The sequence below is a fragment of the Streptomyces sp. NPDC015144 genome (assembly GCF_043079735.1).
Classification (GTDB): domain Bacteria; phylum Actinomycetota; class Actinomycetes; order Streptomycetales; family Streptomycetaceae; genus Streptomyces.
Genome location: NZ_JBIBUU010000017.1, coordinates 51,534 through 76,669 on the forward strand (window position 1 = coordinate 51,534; position 25,136 = coordinate 76,669).

General features: G+C 72.4%; 23 protein-coding genes, 1 tRNA gene and 1 riboswitch. Of the genes, 11 read left to right on the top strand and 13 right to left on the bottom strand.

Features of this window, described 5'->3' with window-relative positions; genetic code table 11:
* The first annotated feature begins 57 nt into the window (after window positions 1–57).
* Window positions 58–184, top strand: a riboswitch (cobalamin riboswitch).
* A 140-nt stretch (window positions 185–324) separates the two neighbouring features.
* Window positions 325–2,730 (top strand): ribonucleoside-diphosphate reductase subunit alpha, encoded by a 2,406-nt coding sequence (locus ACF08W_RS25945; protein ID WP_392280699.1) that lies wholly within the window; start codon window positions 325–327, stop codon window positions 2,728–2,730.
* Window positions 2,730–3,749, top strand: coding sequence for a ribonucleotide-diphosphate reductase subunit beta (locus tag ACF08W_RS25950; RefSeq protein ID WP_385218330.1), 1,020 nt, complete (start codon window positions 2,730–2,732; stop codon window positions 3,747–3,749). The genes ACF08W_RS25945 and ACF08W_RS25950 overlap by 1 nt, the downstream gene beginning before the upstream one ends.
* A 97-nt stretch (window positions 3,750–3,846) precedes the next feature.
* Here the strand turns inward: ACF08W_RS25950 and ACF08W_RS25955 are convergent, their stop codons facing one another.
* Window positions 3,847–4,023 (bottom strand): hypothetical protein, encoded by a 177-nt coding sequence (locus ACF08W_RS25955; protein ID WP_352278389.1) that lies wholly within the window; start codon window positions 4,021–4,023, stop codon window positions 3,847–3,849.
* Between the two features lie 81 nt (window positions 4,024–4,104).
* Between ACF08W_RS25955 and ACF08W_RS25960 the strand changes: the two genes are divergently transcribed.
* Window positions 4,105–5,079, top strand: coding sequence for a helix-turn-helix domain-containing protein (locus ACF08W_RS25960; RefSeq protein WP_352278388.1), 975 nt, complete (start codon window positions 4,105–4,107; stop codon window positions 5,077–5,079).
* Window positions 5,080–5,171: 92 nt separating this feature from the next.
* Window positions 5,172–7,094: a family 20 glycosylhydrolase gene (locus ACF08W_RS25965; protein WP_392280700.1), complete on the top strand. Its 1,923-nt coding sequence runs from the start codon at window positions 5,172–5,174 to the stop codon at window positions 7,092–7,094.
* A gap of 62 nt (window positions 7,095–7,156) precedes the next feature.
* Here the strand turns inward: ACF08W_RS25965 and ACF08W_RS25970 are convergent, their stop codons facing one another.
* From ACF08W_RS25970 to ACF08W_RS26010, 9 genes are all read right to left on the bottom strand, one after another.
* Window positions 7,157–7,894 carry a D-Ala-D-Ala carboxypeptidase family metallohydrolase gene (locus ACF08W_RS25970; protein WP_352278386.1) on the bottom strand — a complete coding sequence of 246 codons (738 nt, stop codon included), beginning with the start codon at window positions 7,892–7,894 and terminating at the stop codon, window positions 7,157–7,159.
* A 225-nt stretch (window positions 7,895–8,119) separates the two neighbouring features.
* The gene (gene def, locus ACF08W_RS25975) at window positions 8,120–8,758 is read right to left on the bottom strand and encodes a peptide deformylase (RefSeq protein ID WP_352278384.1); all 639 of its coding nucleotides are present in this window, start codon (window positions 8,756–8,758) and stop codon (window positions 8,120–8,122) included.
* Between the two features lie 104 nt (window positions 8,759–8,862).
* Window positions 8,863–9,855: a hypothetical protein gene (locus ACF08W_RS25980; RefSeq protein WP_352278382.1), complete on the bottom strand. Its 993-nt coding sequence runs from the start codon at window positions 9,853–9,855 to the stop codon at window positions 8,863–8,865.
* A 91-nt stretch (window positions 9,856–9,946) separates the two neighbouring features.
* Window positions 9,947–11,203, bottom strand: coding sequence for an HD-GYP domain-containing protein (locus tag ACF08W_RS25985; protein WP_385217814.1), 1,257 nt, complete (start codon window positions 11,201–11,203; stop codon window positions 9,947–9,949).
* Window positions 11,200–12,588, bottom strand: a complete 1,389-nt coding sequence (locus ACF08W_RS25990; RefSeq protein ID WP_392280701.1) for an HD-GYP domain-containing protein — start codon at window positions 12,586–12,588, stop codon at window positions 11,200–11,202. The genes ACF08W_RS25985 and ACF08W_RS25990 overlap by 4 nt, the downstream gene beginning before the upstream one ends.
* 137 nt (window positions 12,589–12,725) lie before the next feature.
* Window positions 12,726–13,046: a mycothiol system anti-sigma-R factor gene (gene rsrA / locus ACF08W_RS25995; protein ID WP_385217819.1), complete on the bottom strand. Its 321-nt coding sequence runs from the start codon at window positions 13,044–13,046 to the stop codon at window positions 12,726–12,728.
* A complete protein-coding gene (locus ACF08W_RS26000; RefSeq protein WP_352278374.1) occupies window positions 13,043–13,699 on the bottom strand; it encodes a sigma-70 family RNA polymerase sigma factor in 657 nt (218 codons plus the stop codon). The genes rsrA and ACF08W_RS26000 overlap by 4 nt, the downstream gene beginning before the upstream one ends.
* Window positions 13,700–14,083: 384 nt before the next feature.
* Window positions 14,084–14,752: an alpha/beta family hydrolase gene (locus ACF08W_RS26005; protein ID WP_352278373.1), complete on the bottom strand. Its 669-nt coding sequence runs from the start codon at window positions 14,750–14,752 to the stop codon at window positions 14,084–14,086.
* Window positions 14,753–14,783: 31 nt separating this feature from the next.
* Window positions 14,784–15,599 (bottom strand): SOS response-associated peptidase, encoded by an 816-nt coding sequence (locus ACF08W_RS26010; RefSeq protein WP_352278371.1) that lies wholly within the window; start codon window positions 15,597–15,599, stop codon window positions 14,784–14,786.
* A gap of 78 nt (window positions 15,600–15,677) precedes the next feature.
* Here ACF08W_RS26010 and ACF08W_RS26015 point away from each other — a divergent pair, with 78 nt between their 5' ends.
* From ACF08W_RS26015 to ACF08W_RS26040, 6 genes are all read left to right on the top strand, one after another.
* A complete protein-coding gene (locus ACF08W_RS26015; protein ID WP_392280702.1) occupies window positions 15,678–16,391 on the top strand; it encodes a M50 family metallopeptidase in 714 nt (237 codons plus the stop codon).
* Window positions 16,392–16,491: 100 nt separating this feature from the next.
* A complete protein-coding gene (gene aroA / locus ACF08W_RS26020; protein WP_352278367.1) occupies window positions 16,492–17,808 on the top strand; it encodes a 3-phosphoshikimate 1-carboxyvinyltransferase in 1,317 nt (438 codons plus the stop codon).
* Window positions 17,809–17,811: 3 nt separating this feature from the next.
* On the top strand, window positions 17,812–18,828 hold the full coding sequence (gene rsgA / locus ACF08W_RS26025; protein WP_352278365.1) for a ribosome small subunit-dependent GTPase A: 1,017 nt from the start codon (window positions 17,812–17,814) through the stop codon (window positions 18,826–18,828).
* Between the two features lie 105 nt (window positions 18,829–18,933).
* Complete coding sequence (locus ACF08W_RS26030) at window positions 18,934–19,257, top strand: multidrug efflux SMR transporter (protein ID WP_352278363.1); 324 nt, start codon at window positions 18,934–18,936, stop codon at window positions 19,255–19,257.
* A 55-nt stretch (window positions 19,258–19,312) separates the two neighbouring features.
* Window positions 19,313–20,113 carry a histidinol-phosphatase gene (hisN, locus tag ACF08W_RS26035; RefSeq protein ID WP_352278361.1) on the top strand — a complete coding sequence of 267 codons (801 nt, stop codon included), beginning with the start codon at window positions 19,313–19,315 and terminating at the stop codon, window positions 20,111–20,113.
* A gap of 121 nt (window positions 20,114–20,234) precedes the next feature.
* Window positions 20,235–20,648, top strand: a complete 414-nt coding sequence (locus ACF08W_RS26040) for a cyclic nucleotide-binding/CBS domain-containing protein (protein WP_385217830.1) — start codon at window positions 20,235–20,237, stop codon at window positions 20,646–20,648.
* Between the two features lie 73 nt (window positions 20,649–20,721).
* Here the strand turns inward: ACF08W_RS26040 and ACF08W_RS26045 are convergent, their stop codons facing one another.
* Entirely contained in the window at window positions 20,722–22,173 is a 1,452-nt protein-coding gene (locus ACF08W_RS26045; protein WP_385217833.1) for a catalase, read from the bottom strand.
* Window positions 22,174–22,334: 161 nt separating this feature from the next.
* On the opposite strand from ACF08W_RS26045, the gene ACF08W_RS26050 reads away from it, so the two are divergent.
* A complete protein-coding gene (locus ACF08W_RS26050; RefSeq protein WP_385217836.1) occupies window positions 22,335–22,754 on the top strand; it encodes a Fur family transcriptional regulator in 420 nt (139 codons plus the stop codon).
* A 143-nt stretch (window positions 22,755–22,897) separates the two neighbouring features.
* Here the strand turns inward: ACF08W_RS26050 and ACF08W_RS26055 are convergent.
* Both ACF08W_RS26055 and ACF08W_RS26060 read right to left on the bottom strand, forming a co-directional pair.
* Window positions 22,898–22,971, bottom strand: a tRNA-Met gene (locus ACF08W_RS26055).
* 111 nt (window positions 22,972–23,082) lie between these two features.
* Complete coding sequence (locus tag ACF08W_RS26060) at window positions 23,083–25,125, bottom strand: tetratricopeptide repeat protein (RefSeq protein WP_352278356.1); 2,043 nt, start codon at window positions 25,123–25,125, stop codon at window positions 23,083–23,085.
* Window positions 25,126–25,136: the final 11 nt, after the last annotated feature.

Here is a 25,136-nt window from a genome sequence, read left to right on the forward strand (position 1 = left end):
TCCTGCGTCGTACGACACAACATGTGGGGGCTGCCTCATCGGGCGGCCCCCACATGTATGCTCATCCTCGCTGTCGTCGCAGGGGAATCCGGTGCGAATCCGGAACTGTCCCGCAACGGTGTATCCCGTGCGCTTTTGCGCACCCGAGCCAGTCCGAGGACCTGCCGACAGCGCATCCGGCTCGACCGAACCGGATGCCCAGACGTCCGGGCCTCGCGGTTGGGCCGGTGGACGCCGCGCGGAGTGCTGCCCCGGCCCGGGTGCGTCCTCCGCGGGCTGCCCCGTTCCCCCGCCGGCCCCGAGCCGAGCGTGGGAGAGCAACACGTGACCATCGCGCCAGCCGATCCGGCTTCAGTCGCCGCGTCCGTCGAGTCCGAGGCAGCCGCACAGGACGGTCCCGGAGCGGCGCTGCTGCGGACCCTGACCGCCCTCACCGCCGATCTGCCCGACACCGACCCCGGCCGGGTCGCCGCCGCCGCCCTGCGCGGCCGCAGCGCGCGGGCGGACGAGGCGGAGCTGCGTTCGCTGGCCACCGAGGCGGCCGCGGGCCTGATCTCCGAGGACCCCGCGTACTCCCGGCTGGCCGCCCGCCTGCTGACCCTCGCCATCGCGGACGAGGCGGCGGGCCAGGGCGCGGTCTCCTTCTCCGCATCGGTCGCCGTGGGGCACCGCGAGGGCCTGATCGCGGACCGCACCGCCGCCTTCGTCGCCCGGCACGCACAGGCGCTGGACGCGCTGGTGGACCAGTCCCTGGCCGACGGCGCGGACGACCGCTTCGGCTACTTCGGGCTGCGCACCCTGCACAGCCGCTACCTGCTGCGCCACCCGCACACCCGCCAGGTCGTCGAGACCCCGCAGCACTTCATGCTCCGGGTGGCGTCCGGGCTCGCCGAGGACGAGTCGCAGCGCGCCCTGGACGAGGTGGCGGCGCTGTACGGGCTGATGAGCCGGCTCGACTACCTGCCCTCCTCCCCCACCCTGTTCAACTCCGGTACCCGGCACCCGCAGATGTCCTCCTGCTACCTGCTGGACTCGCCGCTGGACGAGCTGGACTCGATCTACGACCGCTACCACCAGGTGGCCCGGCTCTCGAAGCACGCGGGCGGCATCGGCCTCTCGTACTCCCGTATCCGCTCGCGCGGTTCGCTGATCCGCGGCACCAACGGGCACTCCAACGGCATCGTGCCGTTCCTCAAGACGCTGGACGCCTCGGTCGCCGCCGTCAACCAGGGGGGCCGCCGCAAGGGCGCCGCCGCCGTCTACCTGGAGACCTGGCACGCGGACATCGAGGAGTTCCTGGAGCTGCGCGACAACACGGGCGAGGACCAGCGGCGCACGCACAACCTGAATCTGGCGCACTGGGTGCCGGACGAGTTCATGCGCCGGGTCGAGGCGGACGGCGAGTGGTCGCTGTTCTCCCCGGTCGACGTGCCCGACCTGGTCGACCTGTGGGGCGACGCGTTCGACGCCGCGTACCGGGCCGCCGAGGCGAAGGGGCTGGCCCGCCGGACGCTCCCGGCCCGCGAGCTGTACGGCCGGATGATGCGCACCCTCGCCCAGACCGGCCAGGGCTGGATGACCTTCAAGGACGCCTCCAACCGGACCGCGAACCAGACCGCCGAGCCGGGCAGCGTCGTCCACTCGTCGAACCTGTGCACCGAGATCCTGGAGGTCACCGACGACGGCGAGACCGCCGTCTGCAACCTGGGCTCGGTCAACCTCGGCGCGTTCGTCGCCGGCGGCTCCATCGACTGGGAGCGGCTGGACGCCACCGTCCGCACCGCGGTGACCTTCCTGGACCGGGTCGTCGACATCAACTTCTACCCGACCGAGCAGGCGGGCCGCTCCAACGCCCAGTGGCGCCCGGTGGGCCTGGGCGCCATGGGGCTCCAGGACGTCTTCTTCCAGCTGCGGCTGCCGTTCGACTCGCCGGAGGCCCGCGCGCTCTCCACCCGGATCTCCGAGCGGATCATGCTCGCCGCCTACGAGGCGTCCTGCGAGCTCGCCGAGCGCTCGGGCCCGCTGCCCGCCTGGGAGCGGACGCGTGCAGCGCGCGGGGTGCTGCACCCCGACCACTACGACACCGGGCTGACCTGGCCGGAGCGCTGGGAGGCGCTGCGCGCCCGGGTCGCGAAGTCCGGCATGCGCAACTCGCTGCTGCTGGCCATCGCGCCGACCGCGACGATCGCCTCGATCGCCGGGGTGTACGAGTGCATCGAGCCGCAGGTCTCCAACCTCTTCAAGCGCGAGACGCTCAGCGGTGAGTTCCTCCAGGTCAACGCGTACCTGGTGGAGGAGCTGAAGCAGCTCGGCGTGTGGGACGCGCGGACCCGTGAGGCGCTGCGCGAGGCGAGCGGCTCGGTGCAGGGCTTCGCCTGGATCCCCGAGGACGTGCGGGCGCTGTACCGCACCGCATGGGAGATCCCGCAGCGCGGCCTGATCGACATGGCGGCGGCCCGTACCCCGTTCCTGGACCAGAGCCAGTCGCTGAACCTGTTCCTGGAGACGCCGACGATCGGCAAGCTCTCCTCGATGTACGCGTACGCCTGGAAGCAGGGGCTGAAGACGACGTACTACCTGCGCTCGCGCCCGGCGACCCGGATCGCCCGCGCGGCCTCCGGCCAGGCCGCGGCCGCCGCCCCCCTTCCCGTACAGCAGGCGTCGGCACCCGACGCGGACGCGATCGCCTGCTCCCTCGAAAACCCCGAGTCCTGCGAGGCATGCCAGTAATGAGCTCCACCCACTCCGAGAAGAACCTGCTGGACCCGGGTTTCGAGCTGACCCTGCGTCCGATGCGCTACCCGGACTTCTACGAGCGCTACCGGGACGCGATCAAGAACACCTGGACGGTGGAGGAGGTCGACCTCCACTCCGACGTCGCCGACCTGGCCAAGCTGTCGCCGGGCGAGCAGCACATGATCGGGCGGCTCGTCGCGTTCTTCGCGACCGGTGACTCGATCGTCTCCAACAACCTCGTGCTGACGCTGTACAAGCACATCAACTCCCCCGAGGCGCGGCTGTACCTGTCGCGGCAGCTCTTCGAGGAGGCCGTGCACGTCCAGTTCTATCTGACGCTGCTGGACACCTATCTGCCCGATCCGGAGGACCGGGCGGCGGCGTTCGACGCGGTCGAGGAGATCCCCTCGATCCGTGAGAAGGCCCAGTTCTGCTTCAAGTGGATGGACTCGGTCGAGAAGATCGAGCGGCTGGAGACGAAGGCCGACCGCCGCCGCTTCCTGCTCAACCTGATCTGCTTCGCGGCGTGCATCGAGGGGCTGTTCTTCTATGGCGCGTTCGCGTACGTCTACTGGTTCCGCTCGCGGGGTCTGCTGCACGGTCTGGCCACCGGCACCAACTGGGTGTTCCGGGACGAGACGATGCACATGAACTTCGCGTTCGAAGTGGTGGACACCGTCCGCAAGGAGGAGCCGGACCTCTTCGACGACGAGCTCCAGCAGCAGGTCACCGACATGCTGAAGGAGGCCGTGGCGGCGGAGCTCCAGTTCGGCCGCGACCTGTGCGGCGACGGGCTGCCGGGCATGAACACCGACTCGATGCGGCAGTACCTGGAGTGCGTCGCCGACCAGCGCCTGACCCGGCTGGGCTTCCCGGCGGTCTACGGCTCGGAGAACCCGTTCTCGTTCATGGAGCTGCAGGGCGTGCAGGAGCTGACGAACTTCTTCGAGCGCCGCCCGTCCGCCTACCAGGTGGCGGTGGAGGGGTCCGTCTCCTTCGACGACGACTTCTAGGCCGGCAGGACGTGGAAGAGGCCGGTCCCGCCGGGTACGCGGCGGGACCGGCCTTCTGCTGTACGGGGGACTCGGGGCGGTGGCCCCGGACACGGCATCAGACGCGGGCCCAGCTTCTGACGTACGGGCGTCTCGGGGCGGGGGCGGGGGCCGGGGCCTCCGCGGCGCGCAGCTCGCGGTCGATGCGGCGCTCCCGGGCGAGCCCGGCCAGGGTGGGTGCCAGGAAAAGAACGATGAGTGCGGAGATGCCGAGTACGTTCTCGATTGCGGTCATGGCTCCACTCTCGCCCTCGCCGAAGGATCGCGGCAGTGGCAGGACTGTCATAGAGCATCGAATTACTGCCACACTGGTGCCATGCTGAACAATGTCGCCGCACTGCTGCTGGACGAGGTCCACCCCTTCGAGCTGGGGGTGCTGTGCGAGGTCTTCGGGCTCGACCGCAGTGACGAGGGGCTGCCGTTCCACGACTTCGCGGTGGTCTCGGCCGAGGGACCGGTGCTGCGCACCCACGCCGGTTTCACCCTCAGCACACCGCACGGCCTCGACCGCCTGGAGGAGGCCGACCTGATCGCCATCCCGGCCGGCGGCCACTACGTGGACCGGGAGTACCCCGAGGATGCCCTGGACGCGCTGCGCCGGGCGGTGGACCGGGGCGCCCGGGTGCTGAGCGTCTGCTCCGGCGCGTACGTGCTCGGCGCGGCCGGGCTGCTGGACGGGCGCCGCTGCACCACCCACTGGCGGCACACCGAGGAGCTGGCCCGCCGCTACCCGCGGGCCGTCGTCGAGCCCGACGTGCTGTACGTGGACGAGGGCCAGATCATCACCTCGGCCGGAACCGCCGCCGGGATCGACGCCTGCCTGCATCTGATCCGGCAGTCCTACGGGCCGGACGCCGCCAACGCCATCGCCCGCCGCATGGTGGTGCCGCCGCACCGGGACGGCGGCCAGGCCCAGTACATCGAGCGGCCGCTGCCCCGCACCTCCTGCGACACCGTGGGCGAGACGCTCGTCTGGATGGAGCGCCACCTCGACGAGGAGATGACCGTCGACCAACTGGCCGCGCAGGCCCACATGTCGCCGCGCACCTTCGCCCGCCGCTTCCAGCAGGAGACCGGCACGACGCCGTACCGCTGGCTGCTGCGCCAGCGGGTCCTCCTGGCGCAGCACCTGCTGGAGACGTCCGACGAGACGGTGGACACCATCGCCGGGCGCACCGGTTTCGGAACCGCCGCCGCCCTGCGCCACCAGTTCGTCCGCTCCCTGGGCACCACGCCGAACGCGTACCGCCGCACCTTCCGCGGACCGGGCGCCGTCGTCGACGTGGCCTGAACCTCGGCAGGTCTGACGTCGGACGATTCGTCCAAGCGCTCGCCGCACCTGTCCATGGACCGACGCCCGGCGGGCCCAGCAGGGTCTCGGGCATGGACATGCAGAAGATAGGACGAAGGACCATCGGGGCCCTGGTCGTCGCGCTCGCCGCCGCACTGCTGCCCTGGCAGAGCGCCTCGGCCACGGACTCCCCCACCACCGCTGCCCCACCCGAGGTACTGCCCTCGCTACGGCAGTGGCAGCCCGCCGAGGGCGAGTTCGCCCTGACCGGCCGGACCCGGATCGTGCTGGCCGGGGTGAGGGACGGCCGGACGACCGCCGATGCCCGGCGGTTCGCCGGTGAGCTGGCCACCGGCCGGGCCCCGGTGACGCGGGGCGCGGCGGCCCGGGGCGGGGACGTCGTACTGCGCCAGGACCCCTCGCTGAAGAGCTCGCTGGGCACGGAGGGCTACCGGCTCGATGTCGGGGACCGGATCACGGTCACCGCCGCGACCTCCACCGGCGTCTTCTACGGCTCCCGGACCGTGCTCCAGCTGCTGAACGACGACGGCAGGGCCGCGCGCGGCACCACGACCGACGTACCCGCGTACCGGGAGCGCGGAGTGGGCGTCTGCGCCTGCTACATCAATGTGTCGATTCCCTGGTTCGAACGGCTGCTCAAGGACATGGCGTCCCAGAAGCTCAACCAGTTGTGGATCGAGGCCAAGGTCAGGAGCGACACCGACCCGGCGTCCGCCTTCTGGGGCTACTACACGAAGCCCCAGGTCCGCGCCCTCGTCGCGCTGGCGAAGAAGTACCACGTCGAACTGGTCCCGGAGATCAACTCCCCCGGCCACATGGACACCTACCTGGAGAACCACCCGGAGCTCCAGCTCAAGGACCGCGACGGGGTCTCCTCCCCGCCCCGCCTCGACATCTCCCGGCCCGAGGCGCTCACGTACTACACCTCGCTGGTCGACGAGGCGCTGGAGGTGTGGGACACCCGCTCCTGGCACATGGGCGCGGACGAGTACATGATCGGCTCCTCCTACCCCGACTACCCCCAGCTCCAGGCCGCCGCGACCGCGCGGTTCGGCGCGGACGCGACCCCGGACGACCTCTTCGTCGACTTCGTCAACCAGGTCGACGCGCATGTACGGGCGGGCGGCCGGTCGCTGCGGATCTGGAACGACGGCCTCATGGGCCGCAACGGCGTGGTCCGGCTCGATCCCGACATCACCGTCGAGCACTGGCTGGGCGGCGGATCCATCCAGAAGCCGTCCGCGCTGCTCGCCGAGGGCCGCCCGGTCATGAACTCCGCGTACGCCCTGTACCTGGTGCGCGGCGGCTACACCAGCCGTACCCGTGAGCTCTACGAGAGCGACTGGACGCCGCTGCGTTTCGAGGGTGAGACCCTGCCCGCGCGGTCGGCCGGCCTCACCGGGGCGAAGATCAGTCTGTGGCCGGACAGCGCGGCGGCCGAGACCGAGAACGAGGTGGAGGCCAAGACGTTCATGCCGCTGCGTTTCCTGGCCCAGGCCACCTGGGGTGGCCCCAAGCCGAGCGACAGCTACGACGGCTTCGAGGCGATGGCCCGCCGGATCGGCCACGCCCCGGGCTGGTCGAACACCGACCGCACCCCGCTGCCCGACGGCACGTACCGGCTGACGTCGGGCGCCAAGTCCCTGGCCTCCGGTGACGGTTCGGGGGTGTCACTGGTCCGGGGCGGCACCACCGCCTGGACGCTGGCGGCGACCTCCGACGGCTACTACACGGTGCGCCCGGCCGGCACGGATCAGTGCCTGGACGCGGTGCGCGGCAGGAAGTACCTCGGGGCGCCGCTGGAAGTGGGGGCCGAACTCTCGCTCGGCGACTGCTCCACGGCCTCACGCACCCAGCGCTGGCAGCTCGACACGGCGGCCGGGACGCTCGTCCTGCGCAACGCGATCTCGCAGCTCCGCCTGACGGAGCGGGCCGCAGACGGCGCCGCCGTCCAGACGACGGACGGCACCCGGCTGACCGCGCACGCCGTCTGATCCGCCGGACGGAGAGGTCCCGCGCACCGCGCCCTCGGGGGCCGATGCGCGGGACCGGTGCGTCAGATGCCGCAGCTGGGCGCCGACCAGTAGTGCGAGGGGCCCTGGTTCACGTGGATGTGGTCGTTGTGGCCCGGGTAGCCGGGGCCGAGGATCCCGTTGAAGCCGTGGTTGCGGGCCTGCTTGGCGATGGTGCACAGCGCGTGCGGCCCGGCGCCGAGGTCGACGGCGTCCCCGTACATGTGGCGGCTGTTGGAGGCGCCGCCGACCGCCGAGTTGCAGGGGGCGGAGCGGAAGCCGCTGGTGACCCGGAGCGGCTGGTCGCCCAGCGCGTGCCGCAGCGCCTCCAGCTTCCACATCGAGCTGAGCGCGTTGGCCTTCGCCGTTCCGGCCGCGACCTTGCCCCCGGCCCAGGTGCTGTTGCACGTGTTCAGCTCGGGGTACGTGAAGTGTGCCGGGGTGCAGTCGTTGTCCTGGAGCGCGTAGATCTTGGCCTGGGTGGCGGGGCCCGCGATGCCGTCGGCGGCGAGGCCGTAGGCGGCCTGGAAGCGCTTGACGGCGGCGGTCGTGGCCGGCCCGTAGGACCCGTCGATGGCGAGCACCGCGTTGTAGCCGGGGTAGCCGGCCACCCGGATCTGGAGCTGGACGACGTCGTTGCCGGTGGCGCCGGGGGACAGCGTGCGGGTCCAGGTGTAGCAGCCGTCGGCCTGTGCGGTGCCGGCGGTCATCACGGCACCACCCAAGGCGAACGCCATGGTCATGACAAGGCCGAGCAGGAGTCGTGCGGTGCGTTTGAGCATGAGGGGGCTCCCAACACGAAAGAGGTGTGGGGGGAAAGACTGGCGGACGAGTCGACGCGCGTCAACTTCTCGTAAAGGAACGGCAATTGACAGTTCCGGAACGGGACGGCGGACGGGCCCGGTCCCCCGCCGAGGAGGACCGGGCCCGTCCGCGGAAGCCCGACGCGTACGTACGGATCGTACGGATCAGTCGTACGGATCAGTCGTTCGGATCAGTCGTTCGGATCAGTCGTTCGGCACGGTCTCGTAGCGCGGCGTGCCCTCGGCCATCTGGCGCAGCGCGTCCTTGCGGTCGCGCTTGGAGAGCCGGTCGATGTACAGGTAGCCGTACAGGTGGTCCGTCTCGTGCTGGAGGCAGCGGGCGAAGTAGCCGGTGCCCCGGACCCGGATCGGGTTGCCCTTGGCGTCCTGCCCCGTGACCACCGCGTAGTCCGGGCGGGCCAGCTCGGCGTACGCGGTCGGCACCGAGAGGCAGCCCTCGTTGGAGTCGTCCAGGACCCGGAGCTCGGGTGCCAGCTCCTCCAGCACCGGGTTGCAGACGACGCCCACGTGTCGTACGCCCTCGTCGTCCGGGCAGTCGTAGACGAAGACCTTCTGGTCGACGCCGATCTGGTTGGCGGCCAGGCCGACGCCCTCCGCCGCCCGCTGGCTCGCGAACATGTCGTCGATCAGCGTGGCCAGCTCGTCGCCGAACTCGGTGACGTCCGCGCACTCCTTGTGGAGCACCGGATTGCCGACGACCGTGATCGGACGGGCGGTGCCGCGCTCGCGGTACGCCGCCTCGCGCGCCTCGCAGTCCTCCGTGTCCACGACGAATCCCTCGTCGTCGAGGGTGATCTGCTCGTCCGTCTCCTGCTGCGCCATCTCCGCCGTACGCCTTCCTCAAAGCCGAAACCGGCCGCCCGGCAGTCCCGGGACCCGGTTGCCCGTGCACCGCGACCGGTGTCCGTACAGCCTACGGGCACCGGTCAGCAGACTTCTTCCAGATCCCGCCACTCGCGGCTGTCCGGACTGTCGGCCACCCAGCCGTCCAGCAGACCGCGCACCAGCCCGGCCGGCGCGGCTATCCCGCACTCCCGCTCGGGCACCCAGAGCTCGCCGGAGGTGCGGTGGCCCAGCGGACCGGGATGGCCCGGCTCGCTGTGGTCGTGCGGGTCGAGGTGCTCGCCGTCGCCCTCGTCGCTCTCCATCCGGCTCTCCGAGCAGGCCCGGCAGAGCAGCCGCACGGAGGACGACCAGTCCTCGGCGGCGAACCCGGCGTCGGAGGCCAGCCGCTCCAGCGCGTCCCGGTCCTCCTCCGTGGCCGCCTCCAGCAGCACCACCCAGGTCGGCACGGGAGACGGCGCCCACAGCTCGATCTCGTCGAAGACGGGGTAGGAGGGCCCGGCCGCGGTCACCCGCTCACCGTTCGGCACCCCGTCGTGCAGCACGACCTCGCCCCAGCGGCGGCCGGAGGACGGCAGCGGAATGGAGAGCACCTCCATCCGGGCCGGATCGAGCCTGCGCCCCCAGACCACCTCGGCCTCGCCCTCCGGCGACAGCCGCACCGCGGCGCTGCCCAGCTCCATGCCGACCGGCTCGCTGTTGGCCGCGGAGACATGCGGGCCGGTGCCCGGCACCTTCAGCCCGTACGCCTGCCAGGCCCGGCGGGCCAGCGGCCAGTCCTGGAGCGCGGTGGCGGCGATGCCCACGTTCCACCAGTCCGGAGCGCCGGACTCCTTGCCCAGCAGCGCGACGGCCCGCAGACCCGCGGATCTGGCCTGTTCCCAGTCGTGCCGGAACTTGTGCAGCAGCGCCAGGTTGAACCACGACTCCGAGAGCCAGGGTTCCAGGTCCGCCGCACGCGTCAGCAGCGCGCCCGCGTCCTCGTACCGGCCGTCGCCGATCAGCGTGAACGCGCGGTCCGTGGCCTGCCGCCAAGAGGCGGAGGGCCGATGCCGTACCTTCCCGAAGATCCTCACGATTCCCGCCTGTCCCGACTGGACACCCTCTGATTTCCACTCTCTTCGCATCCAACCATGCCGGGCCGGACGCCCGCTCATTACCCGTGGGTTACCCGGGCGGGACCGGGACCGGAGCGCCCCGCGCCAGGACCCTGGCCAGCGACTCCACGACTTCGGGCTGATAGTCGTGGGCCGTGCCGAGCCTGAGTTGTTCGAGCGCGCCCAGTGGCCCGATGAGACCTTCCCCGCAGAGGTCGTCGTATGCGTTGACGACCCTGACGATCCTGGCGGACAACGGCTGCTCGCGGTAGGGGTCGGCCTGCCGTTCCACGACGACGGCGACCTCGGCGTCCACCCCGGTCTGCCGGACCACCGCGCCGCCCAGCAGGGCGATGCGGCGCTGCTCGGCGGCGGGCAGGGTGGCCGTCGCCCCGGCCGGGACCGGGTCGACCAGCGAGAGCTGGCCGATGTCGTGCATCAGGGCGGCGTACTCCAGGACGGTCAGCCGGCTCCCCGAGAGCCCCAGCTCGCGGCCGACGGCCCGGCAGAGCGCCGCGACCCTGCGGGCGTGGCCGGGCGGGGTGTACCCGGCGATCTCGGTGGACCGGGCGAGCGAGGCGATGGTCTGCCAGTAGGTCGTGCGGACGGCGACGAAGCGGCGGAAGGAGACCTGGGTCAGCAGCAGCGGTACGCAGAGCACCGGCAGCGCCCACAGCCCGGCGACGGCCACCCCGATGGCCATCACCACCCCGGTGGCACCGACCGCCGAGCCGATGCCGACGAGGCCGCGCAGCTCGTCGCGGAGGAGCGGCGGGTAGGGGTGGCGGGTGCGGGCGCACAGCAGCAGGGCCGCCAGCACGGCGTCGCACAGCGCGGTCAGGACCAGGATCAGGACCAGCACGAGGACGTAGTACGGGCCCTCGGCGAGCAGTCCCCCGGCGTACAGCGGCTGGAAGCAGACCGCGGCGAAGGCGACCGTCAGGACGCGGCGGGCCACCCGGTCGGGAGAGGGCCCGGTGCCGCGCGCCACATGCGGCACCGAGGCGACCAGCTGGGCCGCGACGAGCACGGCGACCACCTGGTGCACCCCGTGCGTGGTCGGCGTACCGCCGCTGCGGCCGAGCAGGGCGTACGCCAGCGCCCCGGCGGCGCCGAGCGGCGCGGGCTCGCGCTCCCCGGGCAGCGCGCCCCAACGGGTCAGCTCGCCGAGCGCGATCAGCACCCCGAAGACGAGGGCGTGCCCGGGGTCGTGGACGCCCTCCCAGAGGGTGCGGCCGAGCCCGGCGGCGGCGAGCAGCACCGCGGCGACCCGGACGGCGGGGGCGCCGAGGAGCACGAGGGGCGCTCCGGCCCCGGCGCGGGTCATCCGCGGCGGTCCGCGGACGCCCGCCGCCCCGCCGCGGGACCGGCCTCCTCGGCCGCCGCCGGCGCGGGGACCCGGCCGGGAACGGGCCCGTCCGCCGCCCCGGCCGCCGTCTCCGGCGCCCAGCCGTGCCGCTCCAGGCCGCGGGCCAGCGCCCGGACCATCCGGGGGTCGAACTGCGTGCCCGCGCACCGCTTCAGCTCCGCCAGCGCGGCGGGGACCGGCCGGCCCCGACGGTACGAGCGGGTCGAGGTCATCGCGTCGAAGGCGTCGGCCACCGCGACCACCCGGGCGAACTCCGGGATCTCGCGCCCACTGAGCCCGTACGGGTATCCGGTGCCGTCGAGCCGTTCGTGGTGGTGGAGGATGGCGGCCCGCGCCTCACCGAGGAAGCCGATGCCGCGCACGATCTCGTGCCCGTACTCGGGGTGCAGCTCGATCACCTGCCGTTCCTCCGGGGTGAGCGGCCCGTCCTTGCGGAGCACCCGGGTGGGGACGCCGAGCTTGCCGACGTCGTGCAGGATCCCGGCGAACCGGACGACCTCCATCCGGTCCTGGTCCATGCCGAGTTCCCGGGCGATCAGGACGGAGGCCCGGCCGACCCGCTCGCTGTGGCCCCGGGTGTACGTGTCCTTGAGGTCGACGGCCTCGACCAGGGCCCGGATGGTGGCGCGGTGCGCGGCGTGCTCGCGGTGGTACTGCGCGAAGACCCAGCAGGAGATGTACATCGGCAGCAGGACGAGGAGCGCGGAGAGCGGCCCGTACGGACCGTGCCACAGGACCGCCATCATCAGTCCGGCCAGCCCGTGCACCAGGTGCGGTCCCAGCGAGCGGCCCGGCAGCCCGCTCCAGGCCCGTCGCGGCGGGACCCGTTCGGCGACGGCCAGGACCGATCCGTCCAGCGCCGCCAGGACCAGGCTGAAGGCGAGCACGGCGGCGCAGCCGGGCAGCATCGCGTACGGGAGGTCGGGGAGCCGGCCGGGGCCGCCGAGCGTGGCCGGGCCGCCGAGCAGTCCGTGGACGGCAGAGGCGGCCCAGACCGTGACGGCGAGCTGCGCGGCCCGCCAGACACGCCGCTCGGCGGCGGGCGGCCGCTCCACCCGTCCGACGAGCGAGCCGGGCACGGCGACCAGGGCCGCGGCGGCGGGCGGCAGCAGGAAGGCGGCGGCGAGCAGCAGCGGAAAGAACGATCCGGCACTGATCGGCAGGGAGTTGCCGGGGAAGGGGCGGCGGCCGGGGAGCTCGCAGACGAGATAGAGCCCGGCGAGCAGCGCGGTGGTGCCCCAGGGTGTTCCGGCGCTGCCGGACAGCGCGGGGGCGGCACAGCACACGGCGCCTGCCGCGACGGTCGCGATGAACGCGCGGGCCGCCCCGCGTGTGGCTCTCACCCGCTCGCCCCGCCCTCCGACGTCGTCAATGGAGGCGCCACGCTAGCGATTGGTGCGAGCGGTCGAGCGTCAATGAGCCCGATTAGCACATTCGGGTGATGCGGGGTCGGCGGCCGGGACGGACCGGCCGCCGTGAGTCACTCCTTGGCGGCGGTCGGCTGCTCGCTCTCCGCGGCCGTGATGTCCTGCTCGGGGACGGCCTGCCCGGACCGGATCAGGTCGATCCGGCCCATCACCTTGGACCGGAGGTCACTGGGCACGTCGTCCTGACCGCAGCACCGCTTGACCAGCTTCTTGACGGCCTGCTCCAGGCCGTACTTCTCCAGGCACGGGGAGCACTCCTCGAAGTGCACCTCGAACTTGGTGCAGTCGCTGTCGGGCATCTCGTGGTCGAGGAACTCGTAGAGATGGTCGAGGACTTCCGAGCAGTCCGTCTCGTGCGGCTCTCCGCAGCTCATGAGCCCGAGCCTTTCCGATCGTCCGACTCTCCGGCACCGGCCGGGACGAGCCCGCGCTCACGGGCGTAGTCCTCCAGCATGCCGCGCAGCTGGCGGCGGCCCCGGTGCAGTCGGGACATCACCGTACCGATGGGAGTCCCCATGATGTCCGCGATCTCCTTGTACGCAAAGCCCTCGACATCGGCGAGGTAGACGGCGATGCGGAACTCCTCGGGGATCGCCTGGAGAGCGGCCTTCACGTCGGAGTCGGGCAGGTGGTCGAGCGCCTGGGACTCCGCGGAGCGCAGACCGGTCGACATGTGCGACTCGGCGCGCGCCAGCTGCCAGTCCTCGATCTCCTCGGCGGCGCTGCGCTGGGGCTCGCGCTGCTTCTTGCGGTACGAGTTGATGAACGTGTTGGTGAGGATGCGGTACATCCACGCCTTGAGGTTGGTGCCCTCGCGGAACTGGTGGAACGAGCCGTACGCCTTCGCGTACGTCTCCTGGACCAGGTCCTCGGCGTCCGCGGGGTTGCGCGTCATGCGCAGCGCGGCCGAGTACATCTGGTCGAGGTATCCGAGCGCGTCCCGTTCGAAGCGCGCGTTGCGCTCGGCGGGCGACTCCTGTGCGCGGCCGTCGTCGGTCCCCGTATCGGTCCCAGTGACCGGACCCACCTCCTCCAACGCCGTGGCGGAACCGAGACCGGATCCGCTCGAATCGGAGAATAGTCGACCTTGCTTCGGGACGGGCTGTCGATCCTTTCCGCCCAGCCCCCGCTCGGGAGTGGTCCTGGCCGCATGCAGCACCGTCCACTCCAGGTCAGCGGTGTTCGAGCGGTGCGGGCAGATGGTCGGACCCATGCGACGGACTCCCTTTCCACAACGACGTCTGTGTACCGATGACTCGGACAACAGCGGCCCCGCGCCCGGCATTCCCGAGGTACGCCACAGGGGTACGCGGGGGTGCCGGGGGCCACGTCGCGGCACACCGGCCCGGCCTGTCCCGGCCCGTCGCAAGGGGTGCGTCAGCTCACATCCGTCACACCGCCGGGACGGCCGTCACGCCAGGTCGGCCAGCCACCCGGTCACGGCACCGGTCAGGAGTTCCAGCGCCGCCTCCTGGCCGGGTTCGGCCCGCTTGGGCACGGCGAAGCCGTGGTCGCCGCCGGGCACCTCGGCGATCCGGTACTCCCCCGGCGGGAACTCGGCGGGGCGGCCGAACGGGTCGCGGCCGCCCTGGACGACGAGAGTGGGGACGCCGGTGGAGAGGAGCTCCTCGGCCCGGGACTTCTCCGGCCTGCCCGGCGGGTGGAGCGGGAAGGCGAGCGCGAGCACCCCGCACGCGCCCAGCTCCGCCGCCGTCCGGCAGGCCACCCGGGCCCCGGCGCTCCGTCCGCCCGCGACGACCGGCGCGCCTTCGGCGGCCAGCGCGGGCCAGAGCCCCCGCCATCCGGTGTCCAGGGTCTTCGGGGCGGGCGCGACCTTCTTCCCGGCCACCCGCCACGGCTGCTCCACCAGGGCGACGGTGATCCCGTGGGCGGGGAGCGCGGCGGCCAGGGCCGTCAGGTCGCGGGCCTCGATGCCGCCGCCCGCGCCGTGCCCGAGGGCCAGCACCAGGCGGGGGTCCGCGCCGCCGGTCGCGCGGTGCCAGGTGATCCTCGCCGGTCCGGCGCCGGTGTCGACCAGGTCGGTGGTGCGGGCGTCGCGGCCCGCCTCTGCTGTGCTCACGCGTCCCATCCTCCCGCCGCCGCCCCGGAAGTCAGAAGAGGGTGCCGATCTCCGGCGCGGCCAGCTCCTCCAGCAGTTCGGGGCCGTTGTTGCGGACGTTGCTGACGGCCGTGGACACCGGGTAGGCCCGCATCAGCCCGGCGGGCGGCGGCGCGAGCAGCGCCCGTACCTCGTCGACGTCGGTGCGGGCCGGGTCGAGCCAGGCGTCCCAGCGGTCCGGGGTCAGCATCAGCGGCATCCGGGGGTGGATGTCGGCGAGCGTGGCCGGGCCCTCGGCCGGGGCGACCGCGAGCGGGGTGGTCTCCGCCTCGGTGGTGATCACCGAGCAGGTCGCCCACCAGGCCATCGGGTGGTCGGCCGGAAGGGTCCGGTCGCGCCAGAACTCGTACAGTCCGGCCATCGCGAACACCGAGCCGTCGGCGGGCGTCACGAAGTAGGGCTGCTTGCGCGGCCGCTTGCGCTTCCCCGCCTCCTCCAGCTGCCGTTCGTCGGCGCCGGTGACCCACTCGTAGTAGCCGTCGGCGGGCACGATGCAGCGCCGCGCGGCGAAGGCGCTCCGGAAGGACGGCTTCTCGTGGACGGTCTCCGCGCGGGCGTTGATCATCCGGGCGGCACCCTCCGGGGACTTGGCCCAGGACGGTACGAGCCCCCACTTCAGTACCCGCATCTGGCGAACCGGACGGCGGTCCCCGGCGTCCTTCAAAGGGCGCTCCACGATGACGTGGACCTCCTTGGTGGGGGCCACGTTCCAATCGGGCGCCAGGCTCTCGGCCGGCTCCCACTTCTCGACCTGGAAGAGCTCGGTCAGGGCCTCGGGCCGCCGGCTCGCCGCATACCGTCCGCACATGAGTGCCAGACTGCCACGACCGCCGCACCGGCAGGACGCCGCTACCGCACCCCGAAACCACGAGGAGCCGCCCGCACCATGGACAGCACCGATCTGGGCAATCTCTGGGACCGGGTCTTCGGCACCCAGCCGGCCCCCGAGCAGTGGCTGGTGGTGGTGACCGGCACGCTGGCGCTGATCGCCACCGTGCCGAACCCGCTGTGGCGGCTGACCCGCAACGCGGTCACCATCGCGCACGAGGGCGGCCACGGGCTGGTCGCGCTGCTCACCGGGCGGCAGCTCTCCGGCATCCGGCTGCACTCGGACACCAGCGGGCTGACCGTGAGCCGGGGCAAGCCGACCGGCATCGGTATGGTCCTGACCGCCGCCGCGGGCTACACCGCCCCGTCCCTGCTGGGCCTCGGCGGCGCGTGGCTGCTGACCGAGGGCCGGATCACCCTGCTGCTGTGGGTGGCCACCGCGCTGCTCGCGGCGATGCTGGTGATGATCCGCAACGTGTACGGGGCGCTGACCGTGATCGTCACCGGCTCCGCCTTCCTGCTGATGTCCTGGCTGGCCTCGCCGGACTGGCAGGCGTTCTTCGCGTACGCCGTGGTCTGGTTCCTGCTGCTCGGCGGGGTGCGCCCGGTCTTCGAGCTCCAGTCGAAGCGGCGGCGCGGCGGGGCGCCGGACTCGGACGCGGACCAGTTGTCGAGGCTGACGGACGTACCGGCCGCGCTCTGGCTCTTCCTCTTCCACGCGGTGTCGCTCTGCTCGCTGATCGGTGGCGGGCGCTGGCTGCTCGGGCTCTGAGCCGGCGAGGGCCGGTACCGTTCCCCACCCTCGGAAAGTGACCGGTTTCGGCGCTTTCGGCAAGGATTGCGCGCGGTGGGGAGCCACTAAGGTAAGGACCATGACCGAGAGTTCCGCGCACCCTGCCCTCTGGCCCGCCCCGCACGCGACGGGGGCCGTCGACGCGACGGTCACCGTCCCCGGATCGAAATCGGTCACCAACCGCGCGCTCGTCCTCGCCGCGCTCGCCGCCGAGCCCGGCTGGCTGCGCCGCCCGTTGCGCTCCCGCGACACGCTGCTGATGGCCGAGGCGCTGCGCTCGATGGGCGTCGGCATCGAAGAGGGCGTCGGGCCGGACGGCACGGGCGAGGCGTGGCGGGTCATCCCGGCCGGGCTGCGCGGCCCCACCACGGTCGACGTCGGCAACGCCGGTACGGTGATGCGCTTCCTGCCGCCGGTCGCGACCCTCGCCGACGGGCCGGTCCGCTTCGACGGCGACCCCCGTTCGTACGAGCGCCCGCTGACCGGCGTGATCGACGCGCTGCGGACGCTCGGCGCCCGGATCGACGACGAGGGGCGCGGCTCGCTGCCGATGACGGTGCACGGCGGCGGGGCGCTGGAGGGCGGCACCGTGGAGATCGACGCCTCCGCCTCGTCCCAGTTCGTCTCGGCGCTGCTGCTGTCGGCGCCGCGCTTCAACCAGGGCGTGGAGGTCCGCCACACCGGCTCCCGGCTCCCCTCCATGCCGCACATCCGGATGACCGTCGACATGCTGCGGGCGGTCGGGGCGCAGGTCGACGAGCCGGAGACGGGCGGCGAGCCGAACGTCTGGCGGGTTTCCCACTCGGCCCTGCTCGGCCGTGACCTGACCATCGAGCCCGACCTCTCCAACGCCCAGCCGTTCCTCGCGGCCGCGCTGGTCACCGGCGGCCGGGTCACCGTCCCCGACTGGCCCGAGCGCACCACCCAGCCGGGCGACGCCCTGCGGGAGATCTTCACGGCGATGGGCGGCAGCTGCGAGCTGACCGCGCGCGGCCTCACCCTCACCGGCTCCGGCCGGATCCACGGCATCGACGCCGACCTCGGCGAGGTCGGCGAGCTGACCCCGGTCATCGCCGCGCTCGCCGCGCTCGCCGACTCCCCCTCCACCCTGAGCGGCGTCGCCCACCTGCGGCTCCACGAGACGGACCGGCTGGCCGCGCTCACCAAGGAGATCAACGAGCTCGGCGGCGACGTCACCGAGACCGCCGACGGCCTCCACATCCGGCCCCGCCCGCTGCGCGGCGGTACCTTCCATACGTACGACGACCACCGGATGGCGACCGCCGGGTCGGTGATCGGCCTGGCCGTCCCCGGAGTGGAGATCGAGAACGTGGCGACAACCGCCAAGACCCTGCCGGACTTCCCGCGGATGTGGACCGGAATGCTCGGGGCCTGAGACATGCGCCGCTACGGCAAGCACACCGACGAGGACGACGTCCGGGTCCGCCCCAACCGCAAGGGCAACCGGCCCCGTACCCACATCCGCCCCAAGCACGAGGATGCCGAGGAGGGCATGGTCCTCACCGTCGACCGGGGCCGCCTCACCTGCCTCGTCGAGGACCGTACGGTCGTCGCGATGAAGGCCCGCGAGCTGGGCCGGAAGGCCGCCGTGGTCGGGGACCGGGTCTCGCTCGTCGGGGACCTCTCCGGCGACAAGGACACCCTCGCCCGGATCGTCCGGATCGGTGAGCGCCGCTCCGTGCTGCGCCGGACGGCCGACGACGACGATCCGTTCGAGCGGGTCGTCGTCGCCAACGCCGACCAGTTGGCCATCGTCACCGCGCTCGCCGATCCGGAACCCCGCCCGCGGATGATCGACCGCTGCCTGGTCGCGGCGTACGACGGCGGGCTCTCCCCGCTCCTGGTGCTCACCAAGTCGGACCTGGCGCCCCCGGACAAGCTGCTGGAGGCGTACATCCCGCTGGGCGTCCCGTACGTGGTGACCAGCCGCGAGGAGCTGGAGAACGGCGACGCGGCCGACCGGGTCCGCGAGCAGCTCGACAACCGGATCACCGCCTTCGTCGGCCACTCCGGGGTCGGCAAGACCACCCTGGTCAACGCCCTGGTACCGAAGGACCGGCGGCGTACGACGGGGGTGGTCAACGCGGTGACCGGCCGGGGCCGGCACACCACGACCTCGGCCCTGGCGCTGCCGTTGCCCGGTCACCGGGGCTGGGTGATCGACACCCCCGGCGTGCGCTCCTTCGGGCTCAACCACATCGACCCGTCCCGGGTGATCCACGCCTTCCCGGACCTGGAGCCCGGTGCCGAGGAGTGCCCCCGCGGCTGCACCCACGACAGCCGGCAACCGGAATGCGCCCTGGACGCCTGGGTGGCCGCCGGCCACGCCGATCCCGCCCGGCTGGACTCGCTGCGCAGGCTGCTGGCCACCCGGGAACGGCGCGAGGGCGACTGACCCGATCGCGTTTGCGATCCACTCGACCAGGTAAATTCATCATCACACCGGGCGTGATCGCACTCGGTGTGGCGGGACGGCCGGCATGGCGGGAGGGTCTGGACGATGGCGTGGCTGCTGGTGGTGGTCGCAGGGATCCTGGAGACCGGTTTCGCCGTCTGTCTGAAGCTCTCCCACGGGTTCACCCGGCTCTGGCCGACCATCGCGTTCGCCGTCTTCGCCCTTGGCAGCTTCGGTCTGCTGACACTCTCGCTGAAGAAGCTCGACGTGGGGCCCGCCTACGCCGTGTGGACCGGCATCGGCGCGGCGGGCACCGCGATCTACGGCATGGTCTTCCTGGACGACGTGGTCTCCACGCTCAAGCTGATCTCGATCTCCCTGGTCATCCTCGGCGTGATCGGCCTCCAGCTCTCCGGTTCCTCGCACTGACCGGCGCGAACGGGGCCGTGTAGCCCTGTTCACCTCCGGTCGATACTGTGACGACATGCCCGATTACCACGATGATCTGCGCCTTGCCCATGTGCTGGCGGACGCCGCCGACGCGGCGACGATGGACCGGTTCAAGGCGCTCGACCTCAAGGTCGAGACCAAGCCGGACATGACGCCGGTGACCGAGGCCGACAAGGCCGCCGAGGAGATCATCCGCGGCCACCTCCACCGGGCCCGCCCGCGCGACGCGATCCTGGGCGAGGAGTTCGGGATCGAGGGCACCGGCCCCCGGCGCTGGGTCGTCGACCCGATCGACGGCACCAAGAACTACGTACGCGGCGTACCGGTCTGGGCGACGCTGATCTCGCTGATGGAGGAGGGCGAGGACGGCTTCCAGCCGGTCGTCGGCGTGGTGTCCGCCCCGGCGCTGAACCGGCGCTGGTGGGCGGCGAAGGGCGCGGGCGCGTACACCGGCCGCAGCCTGACCTCCGCGACCCGGATCCAGGTGTCCGGGGTGGAGCGGATCCCGGACGCCTCCTTCGCGTACGCCTCGCTGAGCGGCTGGGAGGAGCAGGGGCGGCTCGACGGCTTCCTGGACCTGACCCGGGCCTGCTGGCGCACCCGCGGGTACGGCGACTTCTGGCCGTACATGATGGTCGCCGAGGGGTCGGTGGACATCTGCGCGGAGCCGGAGCTCTCGCTCTGGGACATGGCCGCCAACGCCATCGTCGTCCAGGAGGCGGGCGGGAAGTTCACCAGCCTGGACGGGGTGTCCGGTCCGGGCGGCGGCAACGCGGCGGCGTCCAACGGGCGGCTCCACCACGAACTGCTCGGCTACCTCAACCAGCGGTACTGACCACCGCGCCACCGGGGCGGTGCGCGGTTGTTCCGCCCCGATATCGGTGCAAGGCTGAAACCCCGGGTTCGTGAACTCGTGAATCCGCCCGCGCGGCCGTCCGCCGAGGAGGTGGCCCGCCATGCTCGTCCGCGACGCCATGAGCACCCTGGTCCTCACCGTGCGGTCCACCGACACGCTCCGCCGGGCCGCCCGGTTGATGTCGGAGCACCGCGTCGGGGCGGTCGCCGTCCTCGACCTGGACGGGGCCGACGAGGACGCGGCCCTCGGCATCCTCACCGAGCGGGACGTCCTCCGTGCGGTCGGCGCGGGCTGCGACCCGGGCACCGAGACCGCCGGCCCGCACACCACCACCGACGTGGTCTTCGCCGCGCCCGCCTGGCCCCTGGAGCGGGCCGCGGAGGCCATGACCCGCGGCGGCTTCCGCCATCTGATCGTCCTGGACGGCCGGCTGCCGGTGGGCATCGTCTCGCTCCGCGACATCCTGCGCTGCTGGGCGCCGTCCGGGCGCCGTCACGCGGATCTCAGCGGCTGATACGGCGGAACGGCCGGTGGGCCGGTCCCCTCCGAGGAGGAGACCGGCCCACCGTCGACGGCAGCCGCCCGGATCAGCCGCGCAGGGCCTGGACCGCGGCCTCCAGACGCTTGCCGAAGTCGCCGTCCGCCTGGCGGAAGTTGTTGACCGCGCGCTCGGCGATGTCGTCGCGGGACACCTTGGCGATGAACCCGGCGAGGTTCTCCACCAGCCGCGCCTTCTCGTCCTCGGAGTACAGCCGGTAGAGGTTCCCGGCCTGCACGAAGTCGTTGTCCTCGGCGTGGTTCGGCGCCACGTGCGTGTGGACGTCACCACTGACCTGGGTGGCCTCCCACAGCGGACGGCCGGTCTCGAACGGGCCGCCGAAGCTGTTCGGCTCGTAGTTCTTCGCGCCCTTGTGGCGGCCGTCGTACAGGAAGCCGTCACGGCTGTTGGTCCGCGCCTCGGTGGCGTGCGGGCGGTTCACCGGCAGGTGGTCGGCGTTGATGCCGACGCGGTAGCGGTGGGCGTCGCCGTACGCGAAGAGGCGGCCCTGGAGCATCTTGTCCGGGGACGGGCCGATGCCCGGCACGAAGTGCGCGGGGCTGAAGATCGACTGCTCGACCTCGGCGAAGATGTTCTCCGGGTTGCGGTTGAGCTCCAGCTTCCCGATCTCGATCGGCGGGTAGTCCTCGTGCGGCCACACCTTGGTGAGGTCGAACGGGTTGAAGCGGTACGTGGCCGCCTCGGCCGCCGGCATGATCTGGACCTGCACCGTCCAGCTCGGGAAGTCACCGCGCTCGATGGCCTCGCGCAGATCGCGCTGGTGGCTGTCGGGGTCCTCACCGGCGAGCTTGTTGGCCTCGGCCTGGGTGAGGTTCTTGATGCCCTGGTCGGTCTTGAAGTGGTACTTGACCCAGAAGACCTCGCCCGCCTCGTTGCTCCACTGGTACGTGTGCGAGCCGTAGCCGTTCATGTGGCGGTACGAGGCCGGGATGCCGCGGTCTCCGAAGAGCCAGGTCACCTGGTGGGTCGACTCGGGCGACAGCCCCCAGAAGTCCCAGACGTTGTCCGCCTCCTGCGAGCCGGTGTACGGGTCGCGCTTCTGGGTGTGGATGAAGTCGGGGAACTTGATGGCGTCCTTGATGAAGAACACCGGGGTGTTGTTGCCGACGAGGTCGTAGTTGCCCTCCTCGGTGTAGAACTTCAGCGCGAAGCCCCGGGGGTCGCGCACCGCGTCGGCCGCGCCGAGGTTGCCCGCCACCGTCGAGAAGCGGAGGAAGGTCTCCGTCTGCTTGCCGACCTCGGAGAGGAACTTCGCCCGCGTCCACTGGGAGACGTCCCGGGTCAGCGTGAACGTGCCGTACGCACCGGCGCCGCGGGCGTGCACGATGCGCTCCGGGATGCGCTCGCGGTTGAAGTGGGCGAGCTTCTCCAGCAGCGACTGGTCCTGCACCAGAACCGGACCGCCGACGCCCGCGGTCTGGCTGTTCTGGTTGTCGGCGACCGGCGCGCCGGCCTCCGTGGTGAGCGGTCCCTGCGTCACGTGCGCCTCCTGCGTCGTTCCTGCACATTCGTCATGTCGTGCACAGCCTGTCCCTTGGCGTATGCCGCTGCCGATCCTACAATGGACAAAGTCCAAGTCAAGCGAAAGTCCAGATTCACACCCGTTCGGGACACGGTCCCTTGACTGTTAGGCTTATCCCCATGAGTGACCTGTTGGAACGACTTCGCAGCCGCGGCTGGCGCATGACCGCGCAGCGCCGCGTCGTCGCCGAGGTACTCGACGGGGACCATGTACATCTGACGGCCGACGAGGTCCACGCCAGGGCCGTGGCCAAGCTCCCCGAGATCTCCCGCGCCACCGTCTACAACACGCTGGGCGAGATGGTGACCCTCGGCGAGGTCATCGAGGTCTCCACGGACCGCCGCGCCAAGCGGTACGACCCGAACGCGCACCGCCCCCACCACCACCTGGTCTGCGCGAGCTGCGGCACGATCCGCGACGTGCACCCGGCCGGCGACCCGCTGGCGGACCTGCCGAGCGACGAGCGCTTCGGCTTCACGGTCTCCGACGTCGAGGTGACCTACCGGGGCATCTGTCCGGGCTGCGCGGCCACTGTCTGAATCCGTACGCGAAGGGCCCCGGCGCACATCTCCATGCGCCGGGGCCCTTTCACATGTACGCGTTTCGAATTCCGCACCTACTGAATCCGCACGCACCTATGCAGAAGGCCGGATCCTCGAAAGGATCCGGCCTTCTGTTTCAGTAGCGGGGACAGGATTTGAACCTGCGACCTCTGGGTTATGAGCCCAGCGAGCTACCGAGCTGCTCCACCCCGCGTCGTTGTGTTTAGAACTGTACGTCACGGCTCCGGACCAGCGCAAATCGATTCCGGCGCGGTACGGGCGGGCGGCCCGGCGGCGACCGGCCGGGCCGCCCGCCGGACGCGTCCTACGCGGTCAGCTCCTGGTGCAGCGCCTCCCGCAGCCGGGCGGCGCGCTCGGCGACCTCCGCCGGGCCCAGCTCCACCGCCCGGGCGCACCAGCGCTGCCCCTCGGTGAGCTCGCCGCGACGGGCGGCCAGGAGGGCGAGGCGGAGCGCGGCCCGGCCATGGCCGTCGTTCGCCGCCCGGCTCCACCAGAGCGCCGCCTCCCGCTCGCCGCCCTCGCGGGCCAGCAACAGCCCGAGGTTGAACGCGCCGTTGCGGCTGCCCGCCTCGGCGGCCTCCCGGTACCAGCGGGCGGCGCTGTCCATGTCGCCCCGGGCCGCCGCGAGCATCCCGGCCCGGACCTGGGCACGGCGGTGGCCCTGTTCGGCGGCGCGCTCGTACCACTCCTCGCACTCGGTCTTCGCGGGCATCGGCTCGCCGAGGGCGGGCGCACCGGGCGGCGGCTGCCGCGAGTCCAGCACCCCGGCCAGCCGGAAGGCCGCCTCCGCGCTGCCGCCTCCGGCCGCGCACCGCAGGTGCCGCTCCGCCTCCTGCTCCTCGCCCTGGTGCAGCAGGGCCATGCCGACCTGGAGGGCGGCCTCGGTGTGGCCGGCCGCGGCGGCGCGCTCGTACCAGACCAGCGCCATGCGGTCCTCCTCGCGCCCGGAGTACAGGATGCCGAGGTTGAACGCCGCGTCCACGCTGCCCGCCTCGGCGGCCTTGGAGAACCAGGGCTCGGCACCGGTCGCGTCGTCCGCCTGGAGCAGGAGCACGGCCAGCGCGTTGGCGGCCTCCCGGTGGCCCGCGTACGCGGCGCGGCGGTACCACTGCTCGGCCTGCGGCGTACGGTCCTGGGCGGCGCAGAGCAGGCCCAGGTTGTAGGCGCCGTTGACGTCGCCCGCGTCCATGGCGGCGCGGTACCAGCGCTCGGCGGTCTGCTGCTCCCCCCGGGCGGCGTGCAGGGCGCCCAGCGCGTTGGCCGCGTTCCCGTCGCCCTCCTGGGCGGCGCGCAGCCACCAGACGGCGGCGCTCTCCTCGTCGCCCGCGTCCCGCAGCAGGAAGCCGAGCGCGCAGGCGGCCCGCGCCTCACCGGCCTTCGCCGAGACGAGGTACCAGCGGCCCGCCTCCTTGGCCTCGCCGCGCCGTTCGAGGATGGCGCCGAGGTGCAGGGCGGCCCGCCGGTGACCGCGTGCGGCGGCCTGCCGGTACCACTGCTCGGCCTCGCCCGCCCGCCCCGTCGCCGGGCCGTTCCCGGTGCGCGCGGCACCCCGGCCGGACGCGCCGGGGCCCGTACGCGGCCGCCCGAAGGCGTCGTGCGGGTCGTCGGCCGGCGAGCGGTCCAGCAGCCGGGCCAGGCGGTACGCGGCTTCCCGGTGCCCCTGCTCGGCCGCGGCGCGCAGCCAGCGCTCGGCGCCGACGTCGCCGCGGTGCTCCAGCAGCTCGGCCAGGGCGTACGCGCCCAGCGCGTGCCCCTGCTCGGCGGACTGCCGCAGCCAGTACTCGGCGCCGGGCTCGTCGCCCCGCTCGCGGTAGTGGCGGCCCAGCGCGTGCGCGGCGGGGGCCGAGCCCGCGACGGCGGCGATGCGCCACCAGCCGGCCGCGTCGTCCACGTATCCGCGCTGGTGGAGGAGGACGCCCAGGTTGTTGGCGGCGGCCCGGTCGCCCTCGGCGGTGGCCCCGCGCAGATAGGGCTCCGCCCCGTCCAGGTCCCCCCTGCGCAACAGCAGGGCACCGAGGATGCTCATCGACGCGGTGTCCCCGGCGTCGGCGGCGCGGCGGTGCCGTGCCTCGCTCTCGGCGCTCTCCGGGCTCTCGGCGCTCTCCGCGCCCCCGGTCTCCTCGGTCCCCGTGCTCTCGGCGGTCGCGGCACACCCCGCAGTCTCGGCGGTCTCGGTCGCCTTGATGATCCCAGGTGCCCCGGGTGTCCCCCATGTGCCGGTGGTCTCTTTGTCCCCCACGACGGGACTACCAGAAGCCGCATCCGACGCACTCTCGCCCAGATGAGTGCGTCGCCGTATAAACCGCCCTGTCTCCAACAGAGTTGCCCTGTCCCCCATAAATTCCATCGTCGCACCAC